This is a genomic window from Lactobacillus sp. W8093 (assembly GCF_016100925.1).
Lineage (GTDB): Bacteria > Bacillota > Bacilli > Lactobacillales > Lactobacillaceae > Lactobacillus > Lactobacillus helsingborgensis.
The window spans coordinates 58,677-76,389 of sequence record NZ_JACFRL010000001.1 but is presented as its reverse complement, the minus strand read 5'-3'; the positions used below and the strand labels follow the sequence as shown (position 1 = coordinate 76,389).

14 protein-coding genes and 1 riboswitch are annotated in these 17,713 nt (G+C 37.1%); of the genes, 9 read left to right on the top strand and 5 right to left on the bottom strand.

The genetic code is table 11. The annotated features are described in order from the left end of the window. Together H3T47_RS00320 and H3T47_RS00315 are read right to left on the bottom strand one after the other, a co-directional pair. On the bottom strand, positions 1-549 hold the full coding sequence (locus H3T47_RS00320; protein ID WP_046326702.1) for a glycerol-3-phosphate responsive antiterminator: 549 nt from the start codon (positions 547-549) through the stop codon (positions 1-3). A 59-nt stretch (positions 550-608) separates the two neighbouring features. After that, complete coding sequence (locus H3T47_RS00315; RefSeq protein ID WP_038521191.1) at positions 609-1,421, bottom strand: class I fructose-bisphosphate aldolase; 813 nt, start codon at positions 1,419-1,421, stop codon at positions 609-611. 247 nt (positions 1,422-1,668) lie between these two features. After that, positions 1,669-1,802, top strand: a riboswitch (FMN riboswitch). 120 nt (positions 1,803-1,922) lie between these two features. Between H3T47_RS00315 and ribD the strand changes: the two genes are divergently transcribed. The 5 genes from ribD (at position 1,923) to H3T47_RS00290 (ending at position 8,129) form a co-directional block, all read left to right on the top strand. Further along, positions 1,923-2,984 carry a bifunctional diaminohydroxyphosphoribosylaminopyrimidine deaminase/5-amino-6-(5-phosphoribosylamino)uracil reductase RibD gene (ribD, locus tag H3T47_RS00310; RefSeq protein WP_199282172.1) on the top strand — a complete coding sequence of 354 codons (1,062 nt, stop codon included), beginning with the start codon at positions 1,923-1,925 and terminating at the stop codon, positions 2,982-2,984. Continuing rightward, complete coding sequence (gene ribE, locus H3T47_RS00305) at positions 2,969-3,574, top strand: riboflavin synthase (RefSeq protein WP_199282171.1); 606 nt, start codon at positions 2,969-2,971, stop codon at positions 3,572-3,574. Before ribD ends, ribE begins: the two co-directional genes overlap by 16 nt. 11 nt (positions 3,575-3,585) lie before the next feature. Continuing rightward, a complete protein-coding gene (ribA, locus tag H3T47_RS00300; RefSeq protein ID WP_305067074.1) occupies positions 3,586-4,812 on the top strand; it encodes a GTP cyclohydrolase II in 1,227 nt (408 codons plus the stop codon). Between the two features lies 1 nt (position 4,813). Then, the gene (gene ribH / locus H3T47_RS00295; protein ID WP_038521200.1) at positions 4,814-5,287 is read left to right on the top strand and encodes a 6,7-dimethyl-8-ribityllumazine synthase; all 474 of its coding nucleotides are present in this window, start codon (positions 4,814-4,816) and stop codon (positions 5,285-5,287) included. A 298-nt stretch (positions 5,288-5,585) separates the two neighbouring features. Then, entirely contained in the window at positions 5,586-8,129 is a 2,544-nt protein-coding gene (locus H3T47_RS00290) for a BspA family leucine-rich repeat surface protein (protein WP_199282170.1), read from the top strand. A gap of 86 nt (positions 8,130-8,215) precedes the next feature. Here H3T47_RS00290 and H3T47_RS00285 read toward each other — a convergent pair whose 3' ends face one another. Next, entirely contained in the window at positions 8,216-9,409 is a 1,194-nt protein-coding gene (locus tag H3T47_RS00285) for a hypothetical protein (RefSeq protein WP_199282169.1), read from the bottom strand. Between the two features lie 270 nt (positions 9,410-9,679). Here H3T47_RS00285 and H3T47_RS00280 point away from each other — a divergent pair, with 270 nt between their 5' ends. The 4 genes from H3T47_RS00280 (at position 9,680) to H3T47_RS00265 (ending at position 15,234) form a co-directional block, all read left to right on the top strand. Next, positions 9,680-11,491: a PTS mannitol transporter subunit IICB gene (locus H3T47_RS00280; protein ID WP_199282168.1), complete on the top strand. Its 1,812-nt coding sequence runs from the start codon at positions 9,680-9,682 to the stop codon at positions 11,489-11,491. Positions 11,492-11,495: 4 nt separating this feature from the next. Further along, positions 11,496-11,939 (top strand): PTS sugar transporter subunit IIA, encoded by a 444-nt coding sequence (locus tag H3T47_RS00275; RefSeq protein WP_199282281.1) that lies wholly within the window; start codon positions 11,496-11,498, stop codon positions 11,937-11,939. Next, entirely contained in the window at positions 11,939-13,087 is a 1,149-nt protein-coding gene (locus H3T47_RS00270) for a mannitol-1-phosphate 5-dehydrogenase (protein WP_199282280.1), read from the top strand. Before H3T47_RS00275 ends, H3T47_RS00270 begins: the two co-directional genes overlap by 1 nt. A gap of 101 nt (positions 13,088-13,188) precedes the next feature. Further along, positions 13,189-15,234, top strand: coding sequence for a BglG family transcription antiterminator (locus H3T47_RS00265; RefSeq protein WP_199282167.1), 2,046 nt, complete (start codon positions 13,189-13,191; stop codon positions 15,232-15,234). 130 nt (positions 15,235-15,364) lie between these two features. Here H3T47_RS00265 and H3T47_RS00260 read toward each other — a convergent pair whose 3' ends face one another. Continuing rightward, complete coding sequence (locus tag H3T47_RS00260; protein ID WP_046326709.1) at positions 15,365-16,600, bottom strand: zinc-binding dehydrogenase; 1,236 nt, start codon at positions 16,598-16,600, stop codon at positions 15,365-15,367. A gap of 108 nt (positions 16,601-16,708) precedes the next feature. Next, positions 16,709-17,656 (bottom strand): sugar-binding transcriptional regulator, encoded by a 948-nt coding sequence (locus H3T47_RS00255; RefSeq protein WP_046326710.1) that lies wholly within the window; start codon positions 17,654-17,656, stop codon positions 16,709-16,711. Positions 17,657-17,713 lie beyond the last annotated feature (57 nt).

Below are 17,713 nucleotides of genomic sequence, written 5' to 3'. Positions count from 1 at the left end.
TCATTGCCATAATTTGCTATTACTAGTAGTAATGCCAGAAAATCCTAATCTAAAAATCTGATCGACCATATTTAAAGTTTTAATAAAACCTCCGGCAAATAATTTAGAACTTATGTTTAATTTAGCTAGATCAGCTGATTCAGCTATTGCTGAACATGCTGGCAAAACTTCAATAGCATCAAACTTATTATTTTCAAGTATTGCGCCGGTTCTTTTAAGAGAACGGCTGTCAATTAAGAAAAAACGATAGATCACGTTGAGGCCAATACTCTTTGCAATATTGCCTGCTTGAATATTAGTAGTAAAAACACCATCCACTTGGTACATGTTTTTAAGTAACCGCAAGCCTTTTGCATCTGGTGCAAAACCTGCAATTAATTCCAAATGTACAAAAGCTTTTTTTCTGAATTTATGAACGTACGAAGTTTGTTTAATTAAGTTTCCTATATCTGTGTTACTCAATAGAATAATTGATGCCTTAGACTTACAAGCAAGTTGCAATAGTTTTAGCTCTCTAACTGAGGGTATGATTGTTTTCTGGTTCTGCATTCAATTTCCTCCAATTAAATTATTACTAGGCTTTATTAAAGAAAATTATTAAGTGGTAATTAGGATTTGGTAGTTGAATATATTTGAAGAGCCTCCTCAACTGTTTTGCCATCATGGACAATTGCAGATAGAGCTGCTACCTTACCAACTGGGTTAGGGTCTTGGGTAATATTTCTTCCGGTTGCAATTCCGCAAACTCCAGCTGTCATTAAGTTGTGGACATATTCGAAGTAGGTCTTGTTGTCAGTTTTTGGTCCTCCCAAAGCAACTGCAGGACGTCTGGTATTTTCTACAATTTTTCTGTCAGTCTCAATATCACCAGTAAATCTCGTTTTAATGACATCGGCACCGTATTCAACGCCTAATCTTGCTGCCGTTTTAATATAGTCTGGATTATCTGAGTTAGGTTCTTGGTCAGAAACGGCGTAAGAACAAGGAAGGGTCTCAGCAATCACTGGCACGTTCCATTCCTCGCCTTGTTTTGCGAGCCGCGCTAACATTTTATGAGAAAATTCTTCTCTACCACCTTGACTACCAGGGAAAGTCATGCAGACAACGCCGCTTGCTCCTAGTTTTAATGCATCAGTGACATCGAAGAATTGTGCTGTTTCGGGAACGCTGCTGTCAAAAACATTAACCGAACCGTCTACTCTTAAAATCGTCGGCACATCAATTAAATCTTGCGCAAATAATTGAGCTTGTCCGTATGTAACTAAGGCGCAGTTAAGTCCATACTTTAATAACTGATGAACGCTTTTGACTGAAAAATCTACCCCGTCTGTATTAGCGGAAAAACCGAATCCGTCTAAAGCGACAATAATCGTTTTGCCATCTTTACCAAAAATATTATTTAAACGTTTTGCTTTATCCATTTGTAATCTCCTTTTCTAATTGAAGTCAAAAAAAGAAGGTCCAAATAAACCCAAGTGCAGAGTTCTGCACAGGTTTAATTGAACCTTCTAATTTTCTCGTTCAGTTTTATATTTTGTTACGATGTAAGCATAGCAGTATTTGAAAACGCTGTCAATGAAATTTGGCAAATTGTTTTAGTAATAATTTTTCAAAGCAAATGCTATTGCTCATATCGTATAACTATACTATACTTGAAATAGTTGAATACGGTTTCTTCGGGGCAGGGTGCAATTCCTTACCGACGGTGACAATTAATAATTGAAGTCCGTGACCCGCGTTTTGCGGTGGAACTAGTGAGAGTCTAGTACCGACAGTTATAGTCTGGATGGGAGAAGAACAAACAAGATTAGACAGAAAACTCGCGTCGTTATTAAACTTCGCTGAAATCTTATTTGATGAATAAAAAAATAAGCCTCGTTGATAAAATCAACGAGGCTTTTTAATGCTTAGGAAGTGAGATAGTGCAAGACAAGGATTATATGCAAATGGCAGCCCAAGAAGCTGTGAAAGCAGAAGGGATGACTTGGACTAATCCATTAGTTGGTGCGGTTTTAGTTAAAAACGAGCAAGTTTTAGCAACGGGCTATCACCATCAATATGGCAGAGAACATGCTGAAGTGAATACGTTAGCGCATTTATCTGACCCTAAAGAGGCTCAGGGAGCAACCTTGTATGTCACTTTGGAGCCTTGCAGTCATTATGGCAAACAGCCTCCTTGTTGCAAAAAAGTAGCCGTAGCTGGAATCAAAAGAGTAGTTATCGGTCAGGTTGATCCTCATCAAATTGTAGCAGGTAAGGGCATTAAATATTTAGAAAGTCATGGTGTTCAGACTGAGGTCATTGGTGGCACTGAAAATTTAAATGTTGCGTATAACTTTTTTTATCGGCAAAAAAGACCGTTTGTAACACTTAAATATGCAATGTCTATTGACGGCAAAATTAATGCTGCAGGTAAAACGAGAACGCTTTTGACTGGGGATGCAGCTCAAATAGATGTGCAAAAGTTGCGCCTGCAAAACCAAGCAATTTTAATCGGGGCCAATACCTTACGAATTGATAATCCGCTGTTAACAGTTAGAATTAAGAACTTACCACAGCCACCAATTAAGATTGTGTTAACTAGGGATGCTAATCAGCTTGATTTTTCCAGTCAGATATTTAAGACCAGTGGTGAAATTTGGCTGTTAAGTACAACCAATTTGTCGCAAAAAGTAGCTGAAAACGTCCATTGCTATACTGCAGCTAATTGGACACCAACAAAAATAGTGCAATTTTTAGCTGAACATGAAATTCATTCATTATTAGTTGAAGGCGGCAGCAACGTACAGGCTCAATTTGTAGCAGCCGGTTTGGCGGACGAGATAGTAACATACGTAGCTCCTTTAGTTTTAGGCGGCACTGGTTTACCAGCCGTGTTCGGACAGGCTTTAGCGAAAAAAAGTGACTATCAACTTTTGGATGTTAAGAGATTCAATCAAGATATCAGAATTCGCGTGAGGAGAAAAGAATGTTTACAGGAATAATTCAAACAACGGGTACGATTACCCGCTTGGAAATTAGTGAGCAACATGCAAGACTGGGTATTTGCGCTCCAAAATTAGTTCAAAAAGATTTGCCTTTAGGAGCAAGTATTGCCGTTAATGGTATTTGTTTGACTGTTACCGATTGGAGCGATAATGACTTTGCGGTAGACGTAATGCCGGAAACGATGAAAAGGACTAATTTAGGCCATTTACAAAAAGGTAGTTTGGTAAATTTAGAGCCCGCACTAGCACTGAACGGCAAACTAGATGGTCATATTGTTGCGGGTCATGTTGATACCATAGCTGAACTGGTAATAAGAAACGAAAATGAGAATTCCATAGAATTAGAATTCGCAGTACCACATAAGTATGCTCCCTTTATTGTTGAAAAAGGGTCGATCGCTATTGACGGCATCAGTTTAACCGTCACGATGGCAGAGAATGATCATTTTGGCGTAAGTTTAATTCCTTATACCATCCAAAATACTACGCTTGCTCATTATCAAGTGGGCGATAAAGCAAATATTGAAGTGGATATGATTGGTCGCTACGCAGTTAAGCAGATTCAGGCTTGGAAAAAAGAATTATGATGGAGAAAAAAATGACAGAACAATTGAATGAAAAAATGCAAAAAGTATTACAGCATATGTTAAAAGGTGGATTAGTTATTGTCGCTGATTCACCGCAGCGTGAGTCTGAAGGGGACATGATTGGTTTAGCAGAAAAGGTTACACCACAAGCAGTTAATATGATGATCACTAAGGCTCGTGGATTATTATGCGTACCAATGAGCAAAGCGTATGCCGACCGTCTGCAATTGAAACCAATTGAAACTGGCTCGAACGATACTTTTGGCACGGCTTTTACTCTTAGTGTTGACTCCACTGAAACTACTACGGGAATTTCAGCTTTTGATCGTGCGAAAACAATTAAAAAGTTAGCTGATCCTAATAGTCAATGGGCTGATTTTTATCATCCTGGACATGTTTTCCCGTTAGTAGCTAAAGAAGGTGGCGTGCTAGAACGGACCGGTCATACAGAAGCAGCCTTAGATTTGGCAAGACTAGCTGGCGTTGCTCCTGTTGGCTTTATCTGTGAATGTATTAAAAAAGACGGAACAATGGCCAGACGCAAAGATCTAAAAGCTTTAGCAGAAGGACTTGGCATACCTTATTTGACCATTGAGGAGTTAATTGAGTACCGTAAAAATCAGGAAAACAAAGATTTGGGAATTGAGTCTTTTACCAAGGTTGACTTTCCCACAAAATATGGTCATTTCCAGCTTGAAGGTTTCAGAGATACCAAGCACCCTGAAAAGCAGCCTACTTTATTAATTGGCAAGGGTGAAGTTAAAAAAGGTGAGCCGCTTTTATTGCGGCTTCATAGTGAATGCTTAACGGGAGATGTGTTTGGTTCTAAGCGTTGTGATTGTGGCGCTCAACTTGCCGCAGCATTAACTAAAATTGAAGAAAATGGTTCAGGAGCGGTTTTATACTTGCGTCAAGAAGGTCGGGGAATTGGTCTTGAGAATAAATTACGTGCTTATAAGCTGCAAGATGAGGGTATGAATACAGTAGAAGCTAATCAACATCTTGGTCTGCCAGTTGATGCTCGCCGCTACAATGTCGCTGCTGAAATTTTAAGACAAAAAGGCGTTAGCGAAGTTAAATTAATGACTAATAACCCGGATAAAGTAGCACAATTAGAAAACTATGGCATTAAAGTTACTGAACGCATTCCAGTTGAAGTGGGCATGACTGCAGAAAATAAAAAATATTTGGCAACTAAAAAACATGAAATGAATCATATTTTAAATGAGGTGGATTAATATGAAAGAAATTAACGGAAACATTGCTCAAGGACAAGATAAAAAGATTGGGATTGTTGTTGCTCAGTTTAATGGTGTGGTCACAGATCGTTTGCTTTCTGGAGCAGTGTCACAATTAAAAAAATCGGGCGTGAAAGATGAAAATATTGTGATTGTGAGAGTACCCGGTGCCTTTGAAATTGCCCGCACAGTCAACTGCTTGGCAAAGAGTGGTAAAGTCGATGGCATTATTGCTCTAGGCGCAGTAATTCGGGGCGAAACTGCTCACTTTACCTATGTTTGTGAAGGCACTACGTCGCAGTTAGCAGCAGCATCAGCTAACGGAAAAGTACCAGTGATGTTTGGCGTGTTAATGACTGATACAGTGGCACAAGCAACTGATCGTGCCGGTGGTAAGTCAGGCAATAAAGGTGCAGAATGTGCGACGGATGTGTTAGAGGTTTTAAATATAGAAGAACAAATTAAACAATTATAATTACTACATTTAATCACTGTTAATAATGACTAGAAAACAAGTCGTTTCTATTCTCAGAAACGACTTGTTTTATTTTTTAATTAATAAATATGTGATTATCAATTATATATTATATAAAATCTATTAATGTTATTTTATATCTTGAATTTTACTGTAGTATTTTAATTTATTTATCATTATTTTAGTAAAAATAATTTATAATAAGCTTGCTTTGTTATTGTTTAATATATATACTGAAGATGTGATAGTATACATACTTTTTTAGACAAAATAGTTCGATTTATGATAGAGGTAAGAAATGAATAAAGGATTAGATCACAATAAGCGGACTGGAGCACTGCTTTTTAGCAGTTTAACGGCAGCTGCGCTTGGTTTGATGAGTTTGAATACTAATGTCGTAAAGGCTGATAGCAATTCAGGAACACAAGACACTGCACAAAGCTTTAATAAGAATGATAATGATAGTCGTGTTGAAACTCGAGTAGCAAATAATACTATATCTCAGGCAAATAATCAGGGCGCTACTGCTGATAATGCGAATACCACTGCATCAGAAGGAAATGCCAGTGGTGCTACAGATAATGCAGATGAAACTCAAAATGGAACTGTGGACTCACCGCAGGGCACAAATGCAGAGTCAGACTCTCAGACTTCTGCTGGTAATGATCAACCAGAAACAGACATCACTAAGAATGAAAACAACATTAGTACAAAAACTATTAAAACAGGTAAGTGGGGTAATGCTGACGTAAGGTACGATAGTGATACTAACGTATTAACTGTGAGTGGGAGTCATGATAAGGATAATCCGACTATTGTAAGTAATGCTGGTCTCGTAGCTGGATTTCTAGGTCAAGATGGACCAGACCCTGAGTGTACGCATGTAAAAAAGGTAACCTTTGACGGCTACTTTAAAGTTGTCGGCGATGTTAAGTCAGTTTTTATTCGTCTTAGAGGCCTAACTGATATTGAAGGTTTAGAAAACGTTGATACTTCGGAAGCAACCACCATGTATGCCTGGTTTAGTCAATGCAGTAGTCTTAAACATGTAGATCTTTCTCATTTTAATACCTCAAATGTTAAAAATATGTATTGTATGTTTGACCGCTGTACCAATCTCGAAGATCTTGACCTAAGTAAATTTGATACTTCCCAAGTCAAAGATATGTCATATATGTTTGTTGGTTGCAAAAGTCTCAAAGAATTAGATTTGCAGAATTTTAATACTTCCCAAGTCACAAATATGTCATGGATGTTTGCAGGGTGTGAGAGTCTTGAAAAATTAAATGTTACCAAGTTTGACACCTCTAATGTCAAAGATATGTCATATATGTTTAATCACTGTGCAAGTTTGACTAACATTGATGTACACAGTTTTGATACTAAAAATGTTGAAAATATGAAAGCAATGTTTAGTATGTATTATTCTTATAAGAGCGATACGAGTTCAGTATTCGGTTGGGATTCCAGCCTTGTCTCACTTGATCTTTCTAACTTTAATACTAGTAAAGTTACGGATATGTCATTTATGTTCATGAAATGTACAAAGCTAAAAGACCTAAACATCTCTAAATTTAATACCTCTCAAGTTACAACTATGAATAGTATGTTTCAAGGATGTAATAAGTTAACATACTTAGACCTGCGCAACTTTGATACTGCAAATGTTACAGATATGTCATACATGTTTCGTGATACGAATAGTTTAGTTGGTTTGAATTTGTCAAGTTTCAATACTTCTAAAGTAACAAGCATGAGTCAAATGTTCTATCTCTACTCTAATCCTAAAGTAGATGGTAAATATCCTAAACTTTCGAACTTAAGGACTCTAGATATCAGCAATTTTGATATGAGTAATAATGGTAACACCTATGATATGCTGAAAGGGCACCAGAACCTGCTAGTTTTGAAACTGGGAAAAGGAAACAAACTCGTTTCAATTATGGGTCTTGATACACCAGGAACTTGGTTAAATGTTGGAAAGAAAACAATGCAGGATCCTGAAGGCTCAGAAAAATGGTCATCAGATGAACTGATGAAAAATTGGCAAGTTGGTGCAAAAGATGAAACGTACGTGCGTGAAACTACAATAACAGCTCATTATCAAGATGAAAAGGGCAAGACGCTTGCGCCTGATGAGACCTACACTGGCACATACGGCACTCCTTATGAAGCTAAAGTCAAAGAAATTCCTGGTTATGTTTTAACGGCTATGCCGAAAAATGCTAAAGGACTGATAGGCGAAAACGTAGATGATATTATGTTTATTTATCAAAAACCAACAAATAATGGTAAAACGCCTGTTAAGGCCGCTGATGTAACGGTTCATTATGAAGATGAAAACGGTAATCAAATCGCTCCTAATGTTATTTTAAGCGGTAATGTTGGTGACGGCTATCAAACTGAAACAAAAGCTATTTCCGGTTATACGTTAAAGACTAGACCTAATAACGCCACAGGATTCTTTACCAGCCAACCTCAGGACGTGGTTTACGTTTACACGAAGAATGATCAAAGTGCTAAGGAACCGGGAAAAGAACCAGGACAGGAACCAAGCGACAATGACAATAGTCATAATTCTAGCGGTAATTCAAAGCTGAATAAGAATAAGAAGGGACCACATAAGACTAATAAAAAGGCAACTAAAGAAAAGAAATCTACTGGTAAGCCAAATAACGGTCGTGAACAACTAGATAAGTCTACTGGTGTAAGTAAAAAGACCAGAACTTTGGCTCAGACAGGTTCAGATAGAAAATCTCAAGTAGGTATGCTTCTCTTAGGCGCTTCAGCACTAATTTTGAGTCTTTTAGGTGCGGAGATTGAACGCAGAAGAAAAGAATAATAACTATTTGAAGCATATTAATTTAAAAAGTTAACTTAAATCAATCATTTCTATTACGAGAAATGGTTGATTTTTTTGTCCAATTTTTAATTGATCATTTCTTGGCGATACCTCTGCACATTATTGCCAAGAAGGCTAAAAACAAGTAAAAGAGCAATTCCTGCAGCAAGTAAAGTAAGAGCTGGTTGGTGGCAAGCATTGGCAATTGCAGATACTCCGACAGTAAAAAAGATATTCAAGAGAGCACTCCCCAGCTGCAAGAAACTTGACTGGGAAGACTGCACCTCTTTACCGGTTCTTTTAATTCTAGTTTTATTGCACCAATTAGCGATTGGTAAAGTTTCGCCATATATCAGTACAGTAATAACAGTCATAGTAACGATTGTTTGGTTTAAAAAGAAAATTCCTAAAGCCAGCGTGGTAATAAATACTAAAGCACTAAGTAGCCAAAATCTATTATCAAAGCGAATAAGAATAGCACCTAAGAAAAGACCACTGACTACGGCAACTAGTAACCAGTAGACGTGACTGTAGTTAGGATCAATCGCTTTCCAGAAATAGATCAGCAGCCCGTTAAATACTGCTTGGAGAGCACTGGTAAAAATGGCAATAATAACTGAGGCGCGTAAGCCTTTGCTAGCAGTTATTTTGTGCCAAACTGTCACGAGATGAGTTAAGGTTTTAAAACTATTTTGGTTTTTAGTAAAGTGGTTCTGGTGTAAAGCATTAGAGAGAAAGATATTTATAAAAAAGCCGCCGCTTGCTACCAAGAGAAAAGACAAATAGTTGCGGGTAGTAAAAATTAAAACTGCCATCGCTGCCACACTGGCAATATTACCGAGTAGACCAGCAACAGAGTTATGGTTAATAGTTCGCTCCAGTGCATTATCAGTCAAAAGTGACTTTAAATTCCCAGTGAAAGATAACCCTTCTACTAAGCTAAACATTGTTATACAAAGGTCAACCATAATGTATAAAGGTACAAAGTATTTTTGCGGGAAAGTAAAAGGGAGTAATAAAAATAAACTCAGTAAAATATACATCCAGATAAGCATGCGCCTTTTGTCAGTGTTATCAAGCTTGGAACCGATAAATAAAACACTCACAATAAGTGCTAATGAACTGATGCTTGAGATCAAGCCGTTAATAACGATATTATCTGAATATTCACGGATAATTAGTGAACCGCCAATTCCAACCAAGATGCTGCTAAAATTCGTCAAAAAATTGATTAAAGGTAACAATATTTGATTACGGCTAAGAAAGTTATTATTATTCAATTTTGCCACGCTTTCGTTTTGTATAATGAGAAGCGTAACATGTAGCAATTTTGCTGGCACCAAAAGTAACACAAAAGACCGTTTTGTTTGCGTAAAACAGTCTTTTTTAATATACAAATTCGTAAATCAAAAATTTGTTTTTTCACTAAATAAAACTTACTTAATTCGTTTTGACAATTTACTACTGCCAAAAGTGCCACTAGATTTCCTTGTAAGCGTATACAGGCTCCCATAGAATTAAGATAGATAGATTTAAAGAGGAGGAAAATGATGTCACAAGAAAGTTTAGCTACTGGTCAAAATACAGTAAAAAGTAAAAAATCAGTCAAAACTAGAGTGCAGCAATTCGGCACAGCGCTTTCGGGTATGATTATGCCTAATATCTCAGCGATTATAGCTTGGGGCCTAATTACTGCTTTATTCATGGTTCCAGGCGGCTGGTTCCCTAATGCACATATTGCAGAGTTGATTAATCCAATGCTGCATTACTTATTACCATTGCTGATTGGCTATGTAGGTGGTCGAATGGTCTATGATGAGCGCGGAGCAGTTCTTGGCGCTATCGCTACCACCGGTGTTATCGTCGGAGCCAAAGTGCCAATGTTTCTTGGTGCGATGATTATGGGTCCTTTAGGCGGTTGGTGCATTAAGAAATTTGATCAATTATTTTTAGATAAAATAAGAGCCGGTTTTGAAATGATTTATAAAAATTTCTCTGCCGGTATCATTGGTATTATTTTAGCCATTATTGGCCAATCCATCATTAATCCTTTAGTTGTCAGTGGGAGTAACTTAGCTGCTAAAGGTGTTTCTTGGATTATTTCCGTTCACTTATTGCCATTAGCCAACATTTTTATTGAACCAGCAAAGGTTCTATTCTTAAACAATGCTGTCGGTAACGGTATCTTGGTTCCCTTGGGTATCCAGCAAGCAGGACAGCTGGGTAAGTCAATGCTATTTTTACTGGAATCTAATCCTGGACCCGGTTTAGGAATTTTATTAGCTTTTTGTCTTAACGGCAAAGGAAGTTCTAAGTCTTCTGCTCCTGGTGCAGTCATCATTCACTTTTTGGGTGGTGTTCATGAAATATACTTCCCCTACATTTTAATGAAACCTATTTTAATTATTCCGGCAATTTTAGCAGGTGTTTCAGGTACATTTACGTTCCAATTATTGGGTGCTGGTTTAAAAGCTGCTGCTTCACCGGGTTCGATTATTGCAATTTTGCTGATGACGCCAAAAGGCAGCTATATAGCAAATCTAGCCGGAGTTTTGGTAGCAACTGTTGTCTCGTTTGTTTTATCTGCAATCATTTTAAAGCGGGATAAATCTTTAGGTGGTGACCTGGAAGAAAAGCAGGCACAAGTAGAGCAAATGAAAGCTGAGTCCAAGGGAATTACCAATAATAATGCGGACTTCAGCAAATCTGGAAAGATTAACAAGATTATTTTTGCTTGTGATGCCGGAATGGGTTCATCTGCAATGGGCGCATCTTTACTTTGTGACAAATTAAAAAAAGAAGGAATTACTGATATTTCAGTTACCAATACTGCTATTCGTGATCTTAAACCTGAACCTAATTTATTAGTTGTAACACAGAAAGAATTAGCAGATCGGGCTATTGCCCAAACTCCAGATGCAATGCACATTTCTGTAGGTAATTTTATGAGCAGCAGTCGCTATGATGAAATTGCTGCAATGCTCAAGCAGGAAACTAAAGAAAATAAACCTAGTGGCGCAGATAAGAATACAGCTGGAACTACTAGTCTTCTTGACGAGATCGATTTTGACAGAGTCCAAAAAATATATTTCGTCAGCGGGAAAAATAATATAGGTTCAACTACCATGGCTGTAAGCTTATTCAATGATGAACTTGCCAAAACTCACCAGAAATTTGTTGCTGCCAGAAAAGCACTTGACGAAGTTGTTGATAGTGCAGATGAGCTGCTCATCACAACCAAACCTGTAGCAGAGCAGTTAGGTAGTCAAATAAGTAAAGCACAAGTGATTGTGGTTGATGATTTGCTAAAAAGTAAAGAATTAAAACAACTAGTTCTTTATTTAAACGGTGAGGATGTGTAAGATGATGAACCTTGATCAAAATATGATAGTACTTAACCAAAAATATGACACAAAAGAAGATGCAATTCGCGCAGCTGGACAGTTGTTAGTTGATGGTGGTTGTGTAAGCACTGATTATATTGACTCAATGATTGCTCGTAATAAGGAGCTTTCCACATACGTTGGCAACTTCATTGCTATTCCCCATGGTACAGAAGAAGGGAAAAAGTACATCAAAAAAACTGGTATTGCTTTTATTCAAGTTCCGGAAGGGATCGACTTCTCAGATGATCCAGCAAAAAAGCAAATTGTGACTGCCATTTTTGGAATTGCGGGTATTAATAATGAGCATTTACAAGTTTTATCACAAATTGCATCATTTTGTGGACAGATTGACAATGTGGCTCACTTAGCAAACGCTCAATCAAAGCAAGAAGTGATTGATTTATTGGAAGGAGCAAAAGATTGATGAAAGCAGTTCATTTTGGAGCAGGTAATATTGGTAGAGGCTTTATTGGAGAGACTCTGGCCGCTAATGATTTTGCAATTACATTTGTTGACGTTAACGACACCATCATTAACGAACTTAATAAACGTAAAGAATACACCATTGAACTGGCTGCAGAAGGGCAACAGAGAATTACTGTCAAAAATGTTTGTGGCATAAATAATGGTCAAAATCCAGAAGAAGTGGTCACTGCCATTGCTCACACAGATTTAGTGACGACTGCTATTGGACCCAAGATTTTGCAGTTTATTGCTCCACTGATTGCACAAGGGATCAGTGCCCGTAAGAATAGTGGCAATGAAGAAAAACTTGATTGCATAGCTTGTGAGAATATGATTGGCGGTTCACAATTATTAAAAAAGGAAGTCTATCAGCATTTAAACGAAGATGATAAAGAATACTGCGAGCACTATATTGGCTTTCCCAATGCAGCTGTAGACCGTATTGTTCCTTTACAAAAGCATGATGATCCGCTGCTTGTCTCAGTGGAGCCGTTTAAAGAATGGATAGTTGATGAATCTCAGATGGCTAATCCATCTTTAAAATTAACTGGAGTTGATTATGCACCTGATTTGGAACCATATATTGAGCGCAAATTATTTTCGGTTAATACTGGGCATGCTACGGTTGCCTACACTGGAAAAACTTTAGGCTACACCAATATTGGCGAAGCAATTAAGGATGAACGAGTATTAAACCAGCTAAAAGGTGTTTTACAAGAAACTGGCATTCTGCTAATTGCTAAATGGCATTTTGACCCTGCTCAACATGCACAGTACCAAAAGAAAATCATTCAGCGTTTTGAAAATCCATACATTTCCGATACTATAGCGCGTGTCGGACGCACCCCAATTCGCAAGTTAGGTTATGATGAAAGATTTATCAGACCAATTCGTGAAGCTAAGAAACGGGGATTAAAGTATGACAAGTTGCTTGAAACCGTAGCTAAAATATACCAGTTTGATGTTCCAAGTGATGATGAAAGTGTCAAACTACAACAGTTAATCCAGAATAAATTTGCTGAAGTAGTTAAGGAAACAACCAGCTTGCAAGATCAAGATTTGATTGGTGAAATTGCTACTCAAATATCAGCAGAATTTAAAAAATAAATTAATTTAATGTATTAAAAACAGCCATTATATAGTTTAATCATATTAATGGCTGTTTTCTTAATTAAATGTATTATCGCATATTTAGCAAGAGTAGAAAAATGGTTGTATTTACAGAGCGACAACAGAAAATTTTGTTAAAGTTAATTAATAATAAAAATGGCCTGTCTTTAGCTGAATTGGAACAACAACTTGGTATTAGCCAGAGAACGTTATACAGAGAATTTGCTGATTTAAGACCAAGTTTACGGCAAGAAGGAGCAGTACTGACCAGCAAAAATAGTATTTATCAAGTTGAGGGTAGTGCTGCAACATTAAATAATATAGAAATAAGCTTGGCGGGGCAGAAAAATACACTATATTTATCCACTTCTTCAAGACAGAATGCAGTAATTTGCATCTTACTATTAAGCACTGCCGAAATGAAGATTAATAATTTGGCTTTAACTCTGGAAGTGAGCCAGGGCACAATTCAAAGGGATCTGGATGTGGTCGCTAAATCATTGAAAGACTATGGCTTATCACTAATACGAAAAAAAGGCGTGGGAATTGTAATTAGTGGTTCCGAAGAAATCCGCAGATATCTTTTTTGCAGAATAGTTTTGCAAGAAATAAATGAATATCAATTTTTACAAGGATTAGCAAATAAGGAAATATCGGGTAATTTGTTTGCCGTTCTTATTCCTACTGATCTCTTATTAGAATGTTATCAAACTCTAGCAGATTGTGTTTTGCCTCAACTTACAGGAATTTATGACAGACAGACCATCTCTTTAGTTTTAATGTTTTCTTTATCGTTATACCGTTTTAAGAATGGTTGCGTTTTAACTAATACAGTAGACAATAATATAAAGCCTAAATATGTCAAACTGGTAAATGATTTTTTAACAAGACTAAAATATCATGATCTTGGCCACAAGTTAACCGAGAATGAAATCAACTTTCTGGCACTGCAATTGCAAAATAGTGATCGGATAAAAGCTCCTAGTAATATTGATGACATGGATTTATCACTTTCACTTCAAGTTAAGGAGTTCGTATCGTTGGTATCTACTGCCTATGGTTGGGATTTTACACGTAATCCAGATTTTTCTGAAAAAATTACCCTTCATATAAAAAGCCTGTTGCAGAAATCACAGCCTGTGTTGCCTGAGAATAGTTTAGAGTCAATTACCTATTTAACCGAAAAGTACCAAAAGCTAATCACTGTTATTAGTGAAAAATGGGCTGAAGTATTTACAAATAAAAAGCTTCATCAGTACGAAAAACAACTATTGCTTTTGTATTTTGCCAATGAAATTGAAAACCATAAATATCGTCAAGGCCTAAGTGCCCTGGTAATTTGCGAAAATGGTTTTTCAACATCACAAATCTTAAAGAGCCGACTGCAACAAGAAATTCCAGAACTCACTCAAATTGATACGACTAAAATAACTAAGTTAAATCAAATTGAACTGGCAAATTACGACATTATTTTGACTACGGTTGATTTACCCGGGTTTGCTAGGGATTATCTACTTGTCAGTCCCTTGCTCCTAAATGATGAAGCGCAAAAAATAAGAAATTACTTGCGGACTTATCAATATCAGAATGCTAATTTTAAGCAGGATAATAGTCAGCAGGCTTTGAAACAGCTGCAAGAAAGAAAAAAGGAACTTGACCTTTATCTTGATTTAGTTGATAATGTGCAACTTTTTACGTATCAAAATAATGAAGAACAAACTCTTAAAGAGGTCATTAAAGGCGTTATAGATTTACTGCCTTCAGCTATAATTATTGATTCGCAGCAGGTGGCGCAAAAATTATTTAAACGTATTAACCAGTCTCCCGTGGGTATTCCCCATAGCAGTTTAGCTCTTGTTCACGCCAGTAGTTCGGCTGTCAGAAAGGCTTACGTTGCTGTGTGCCAGCTGCAGACAGTGGTGAAAATGAAGGCAATGGATTATGACGAGGTCAGAGTAAAAAGATTTCTGCTACTTTTAGCACCAAGCAAAAGCAATAAGGTTGAAACTAAAGCATTGGGCACGGTCAGCAGTACGCTGGTAATGAATAATGATAGTGTCAGTTTATTTGAAAAAGGTGATACCAGTGACTTAAAAGAGTTTTTAGCAGAAAATTTTTGGACTTTATTAGAGCAAAAAGATTAAAGAAAATTTCAAACACCCTTTTTCCAGGGTGCTTTTTATATTAAAAAAATCAAGCTTTAAGAAAGTATTGCTAACTTGCAAGTAGTTTCCTCTGTGCTTGATTTTTGAAAATTTTATTTTAGAAGGGAATTTAGATGTCCGGCATATTATTTAAAATCCACTGTTCTGCTTCGTGGGACCAGATGCCGTTGTGCTTTTTGAGAATCTTACCTAACTCTGAATCAGGGTCTACTTTAGCTAACTCTATCCGATCAAATTTCTTGTGGGTATAAATCAGCTTTTTGCCACCACCAATTTCAGGTTGTGACAAGGTGGTTTCAGCAGCAGCGTTTAGACCTAAGACATGAGTAATGACTTTGGCCACGTCCAATTTGTGCTCGGCAATTAATTTAGCTGCTTTAGCTTCGTTTTCTGCATTACCACCCGAAGTACCAACAACGTGGGTAAAGTTGTAGTGGATATCATAGAAGTTGAGGTCAGCAGAAAATGATTTATCGACTGGTCCAGCGAACTGGTTAAGGCAGGCATCGGTATTCATTAAACGCCCAGCCATTTCAGCCAGTGGCTTGACACTAATCATTAAGAACAAGTCATCGTATTTTTCGTTATTTACTTTGGCATTCAATAATTTCTCTTGTTCGTCAATTGACAAGCCCTTAGTATTGACGAAATGAACTTCGACTTCGTCTGACGGGTAGAGTTCCTTAGCCCTATCTAATTTTGCCTGATCAATATCGGTTACAACTAGTCGTTTAGGTTTGGTATCAGCGTGAAGTGCATAATCAATAGCCAGCAGCCCCATAGGTCCGGTTCCGCCCACAATTAACATGTTGCCGCCTGCTTTAATTCCCATTTTGTGGTTGTAAGTATGGGGAATGAGGTGGTATTGGGCGTCAAACGCAGCAATGACGCAGCTGACCGGCTCACATAAAGAACCTTCATAATAAGAATCGCCCTTAAATGGAATGAGGCAGCCTAATTCCATCACTTCATTCGGAATAATGATGTAAGTCGCATCACCGCCAATATAAGGATATGAATAGCCCGGGACAAATGGTGTGTCGTCTCTAGCTAAATTTGGTTGCACAACGAAGTCTTCATTTTCGTGAAACTGATCTTGCCACTTAGAACCAACTTTTAAAATTTTGCCTGAAAATTCGTGTCCCACCATAATGGGATGATCTTTTAAATTATTAGGCGTCTTTTTGTGATCCTCACCCTCTTTGGCTAATTTCCAAGAAGACATGCACATTGAATCGGACATAACTTCAGCCAGGATCTCATTGTCTTTTATTTCAGGTAATGAGACCTCATCAATTTTCATATTGTCTTTGCCGTATAATCGTAAAGCTTTGCTTAAAACCATTTTTAATCTCCTTAATGCTAAAAAACAGAAAGCGCTAACTTCACAAATGATACTAATAAATATTTACTGCAATTGCAATATGATTTAGCTTTATTGCACAAATGTGATTTAACTACATAAATCACGAATACCCAACGCGGTAATATCCGTAGTAATTAGAACATCTAAAATATGGGCGTTGAGAGCACCTAAAATTGATTTTATTTTATTTTTGCCACATGCGATTCCTATAACGGTTGGGACTTTTTTCAGCTCGTCCAGGTTCATGCTAATAATATGATATTTGGATGAACTGATAATTTTACCATTCTCAGAAAAGGGGCGGGAAAGAATATCGCCTACGGCATTAGTTTCACTGAAAATGGTGGCGAAACTAGAATTTTTATAAAATTCCTGCCACTGTTCCATATCAATTATTAAATTACTACCAATACCGACAATGGCATAGTCAAGATTTTGCCAGAGGTTAAAAATAAGCTGATTATTAGGGTTAGACATTAATTCATCTTGTAAACTCTGAGAACTGACTATCGCAGGACAATTGAGTGTTTCGCTTTTTGCGTTTAGTTTTTCACTCAAAAGGTAAGCCAAACGATTCGACTGATAATCATTCTTGAGTCTCCCTGCTGGTCCACCAACTAAAGGGACAACCACGATACCGTGCTTTTCGCTTTTAGCTGGCATGGCCTGAAAGGCATGCGCTAATGTCCTGCCCCAAGAAATACCCACAATTGAATTGCTGCTAATTGTGCTTGCGAGATAATTGGCCGCAAAATTGCCCAGAGTTTTTAAATTTAAATCATTAATATTTTCAGGCACAATTAGAGCCTCTTTTAAATTGAATTTTTTCACAAGGAAGTCTTGCAGGTCGGTAAAATCTTGCGAACCTGAAGTAACTGTTATTTTTACCAGCCCGAGCTTTCTAGCTTCTTTTAACATTCTGCTGATTTGGCTTCTATGAATATGGACTTTTTTTGCAATTTCTTCTTGTGTAAGACCATTTATATAATAAAGCTTTGAAACTGAAATGAGTTGGTTTATTAAATTTTCTTCCATAGTATATTGACCTTTTTAATTTAACAATAAAATTTTAAATACGCTTTTATTATAAAT

Excerpts from the sequence above, each read along its gene's own strand:
- H3T47_RS00320 (WP_046326702.1), bottom strand. The coding sequence starts at position 549 with ATGCAGAACCAGAAAACAATCATACCCTCAGTTAGAGAGCTAAAACTA.
- H3T47_RS00315 (WP_038521191.1), bottom strand. The coding sequence starts at position 1,421 with ATGGATAAAGCAAAACGTTTAAATAATATTTTTGGTAAAGATGGCAAA.
- ribE (WP_199282171.1), top strand. The coding sequence starts at position 2,969 with ATGTTTACAGGAATAATTCAAACAACGGGTACGATTACCCGCTTGGAA.
- ribA (WP_305067074.1), top strand. The coding sequence starts at position 3,586 with ATGACAGAACAATTGAATGAAAAAATGCAAAAAGTATTACAGCATATG.
- ribH (WP_038521200.1), top strand. The coding sequence starts at position 4,814 with ATGAAAGAAATTAACGGAAACATTGCTCAAGGACAAGATAAAAAGATT.
- H3T47_RS00290 (WP_199282170.1), top strand. The coding sequence starts at position 5,586 with ATGAATAAAGGATTAGATCACAATAAGCGGACTGGAGCACTGCTTTTT.
- H3T47_RS00280 (WP_199282168.1), top strand. The coding sequence starts at position 9,680 with ATGTCACAAGAAAGTTTAGCTACTGGTCAAAATACAGTAAAAAGTAAA.
- H3T47_RS00275 (WP_199282281.1), top strand. The coding sequence starts at position 11,496 with ATGAACCTTGATCAAAATATGATAGTACTTAACCAAAAATATGACACA.
- H3T47_RS00270 (WP_199282280.1), top strand. The coding sequence starts at position 11,939 with ATGAAAGCAGTTCATTTTGGAGCAGGTAATATTGGTAGAGGCTTTATT.
- H3T47_RS00265 (WP_199282167.1), top strand. The coding sequence starts at position 13,189 with ATGGTTGTATTTACAGAGCGACAACAGAAAATTTTGTTAAAGTTAATT.
- H3T47_RS00260 (WP_046326709.1), bottom strand. The coding sequence starts at position 16,600 with ATGGTTTTAAGCAAAGCTTTACGATTATACGGCAAAGACAATATGAAA.
- H3T47_RS00255 (WP_046326710.1), bottom strand. The coding sequence starts at position 17,656 with ATGGAAGAAAATTTAATAAACCAACTCATTTCAGTTTCAAAGCTTTAT.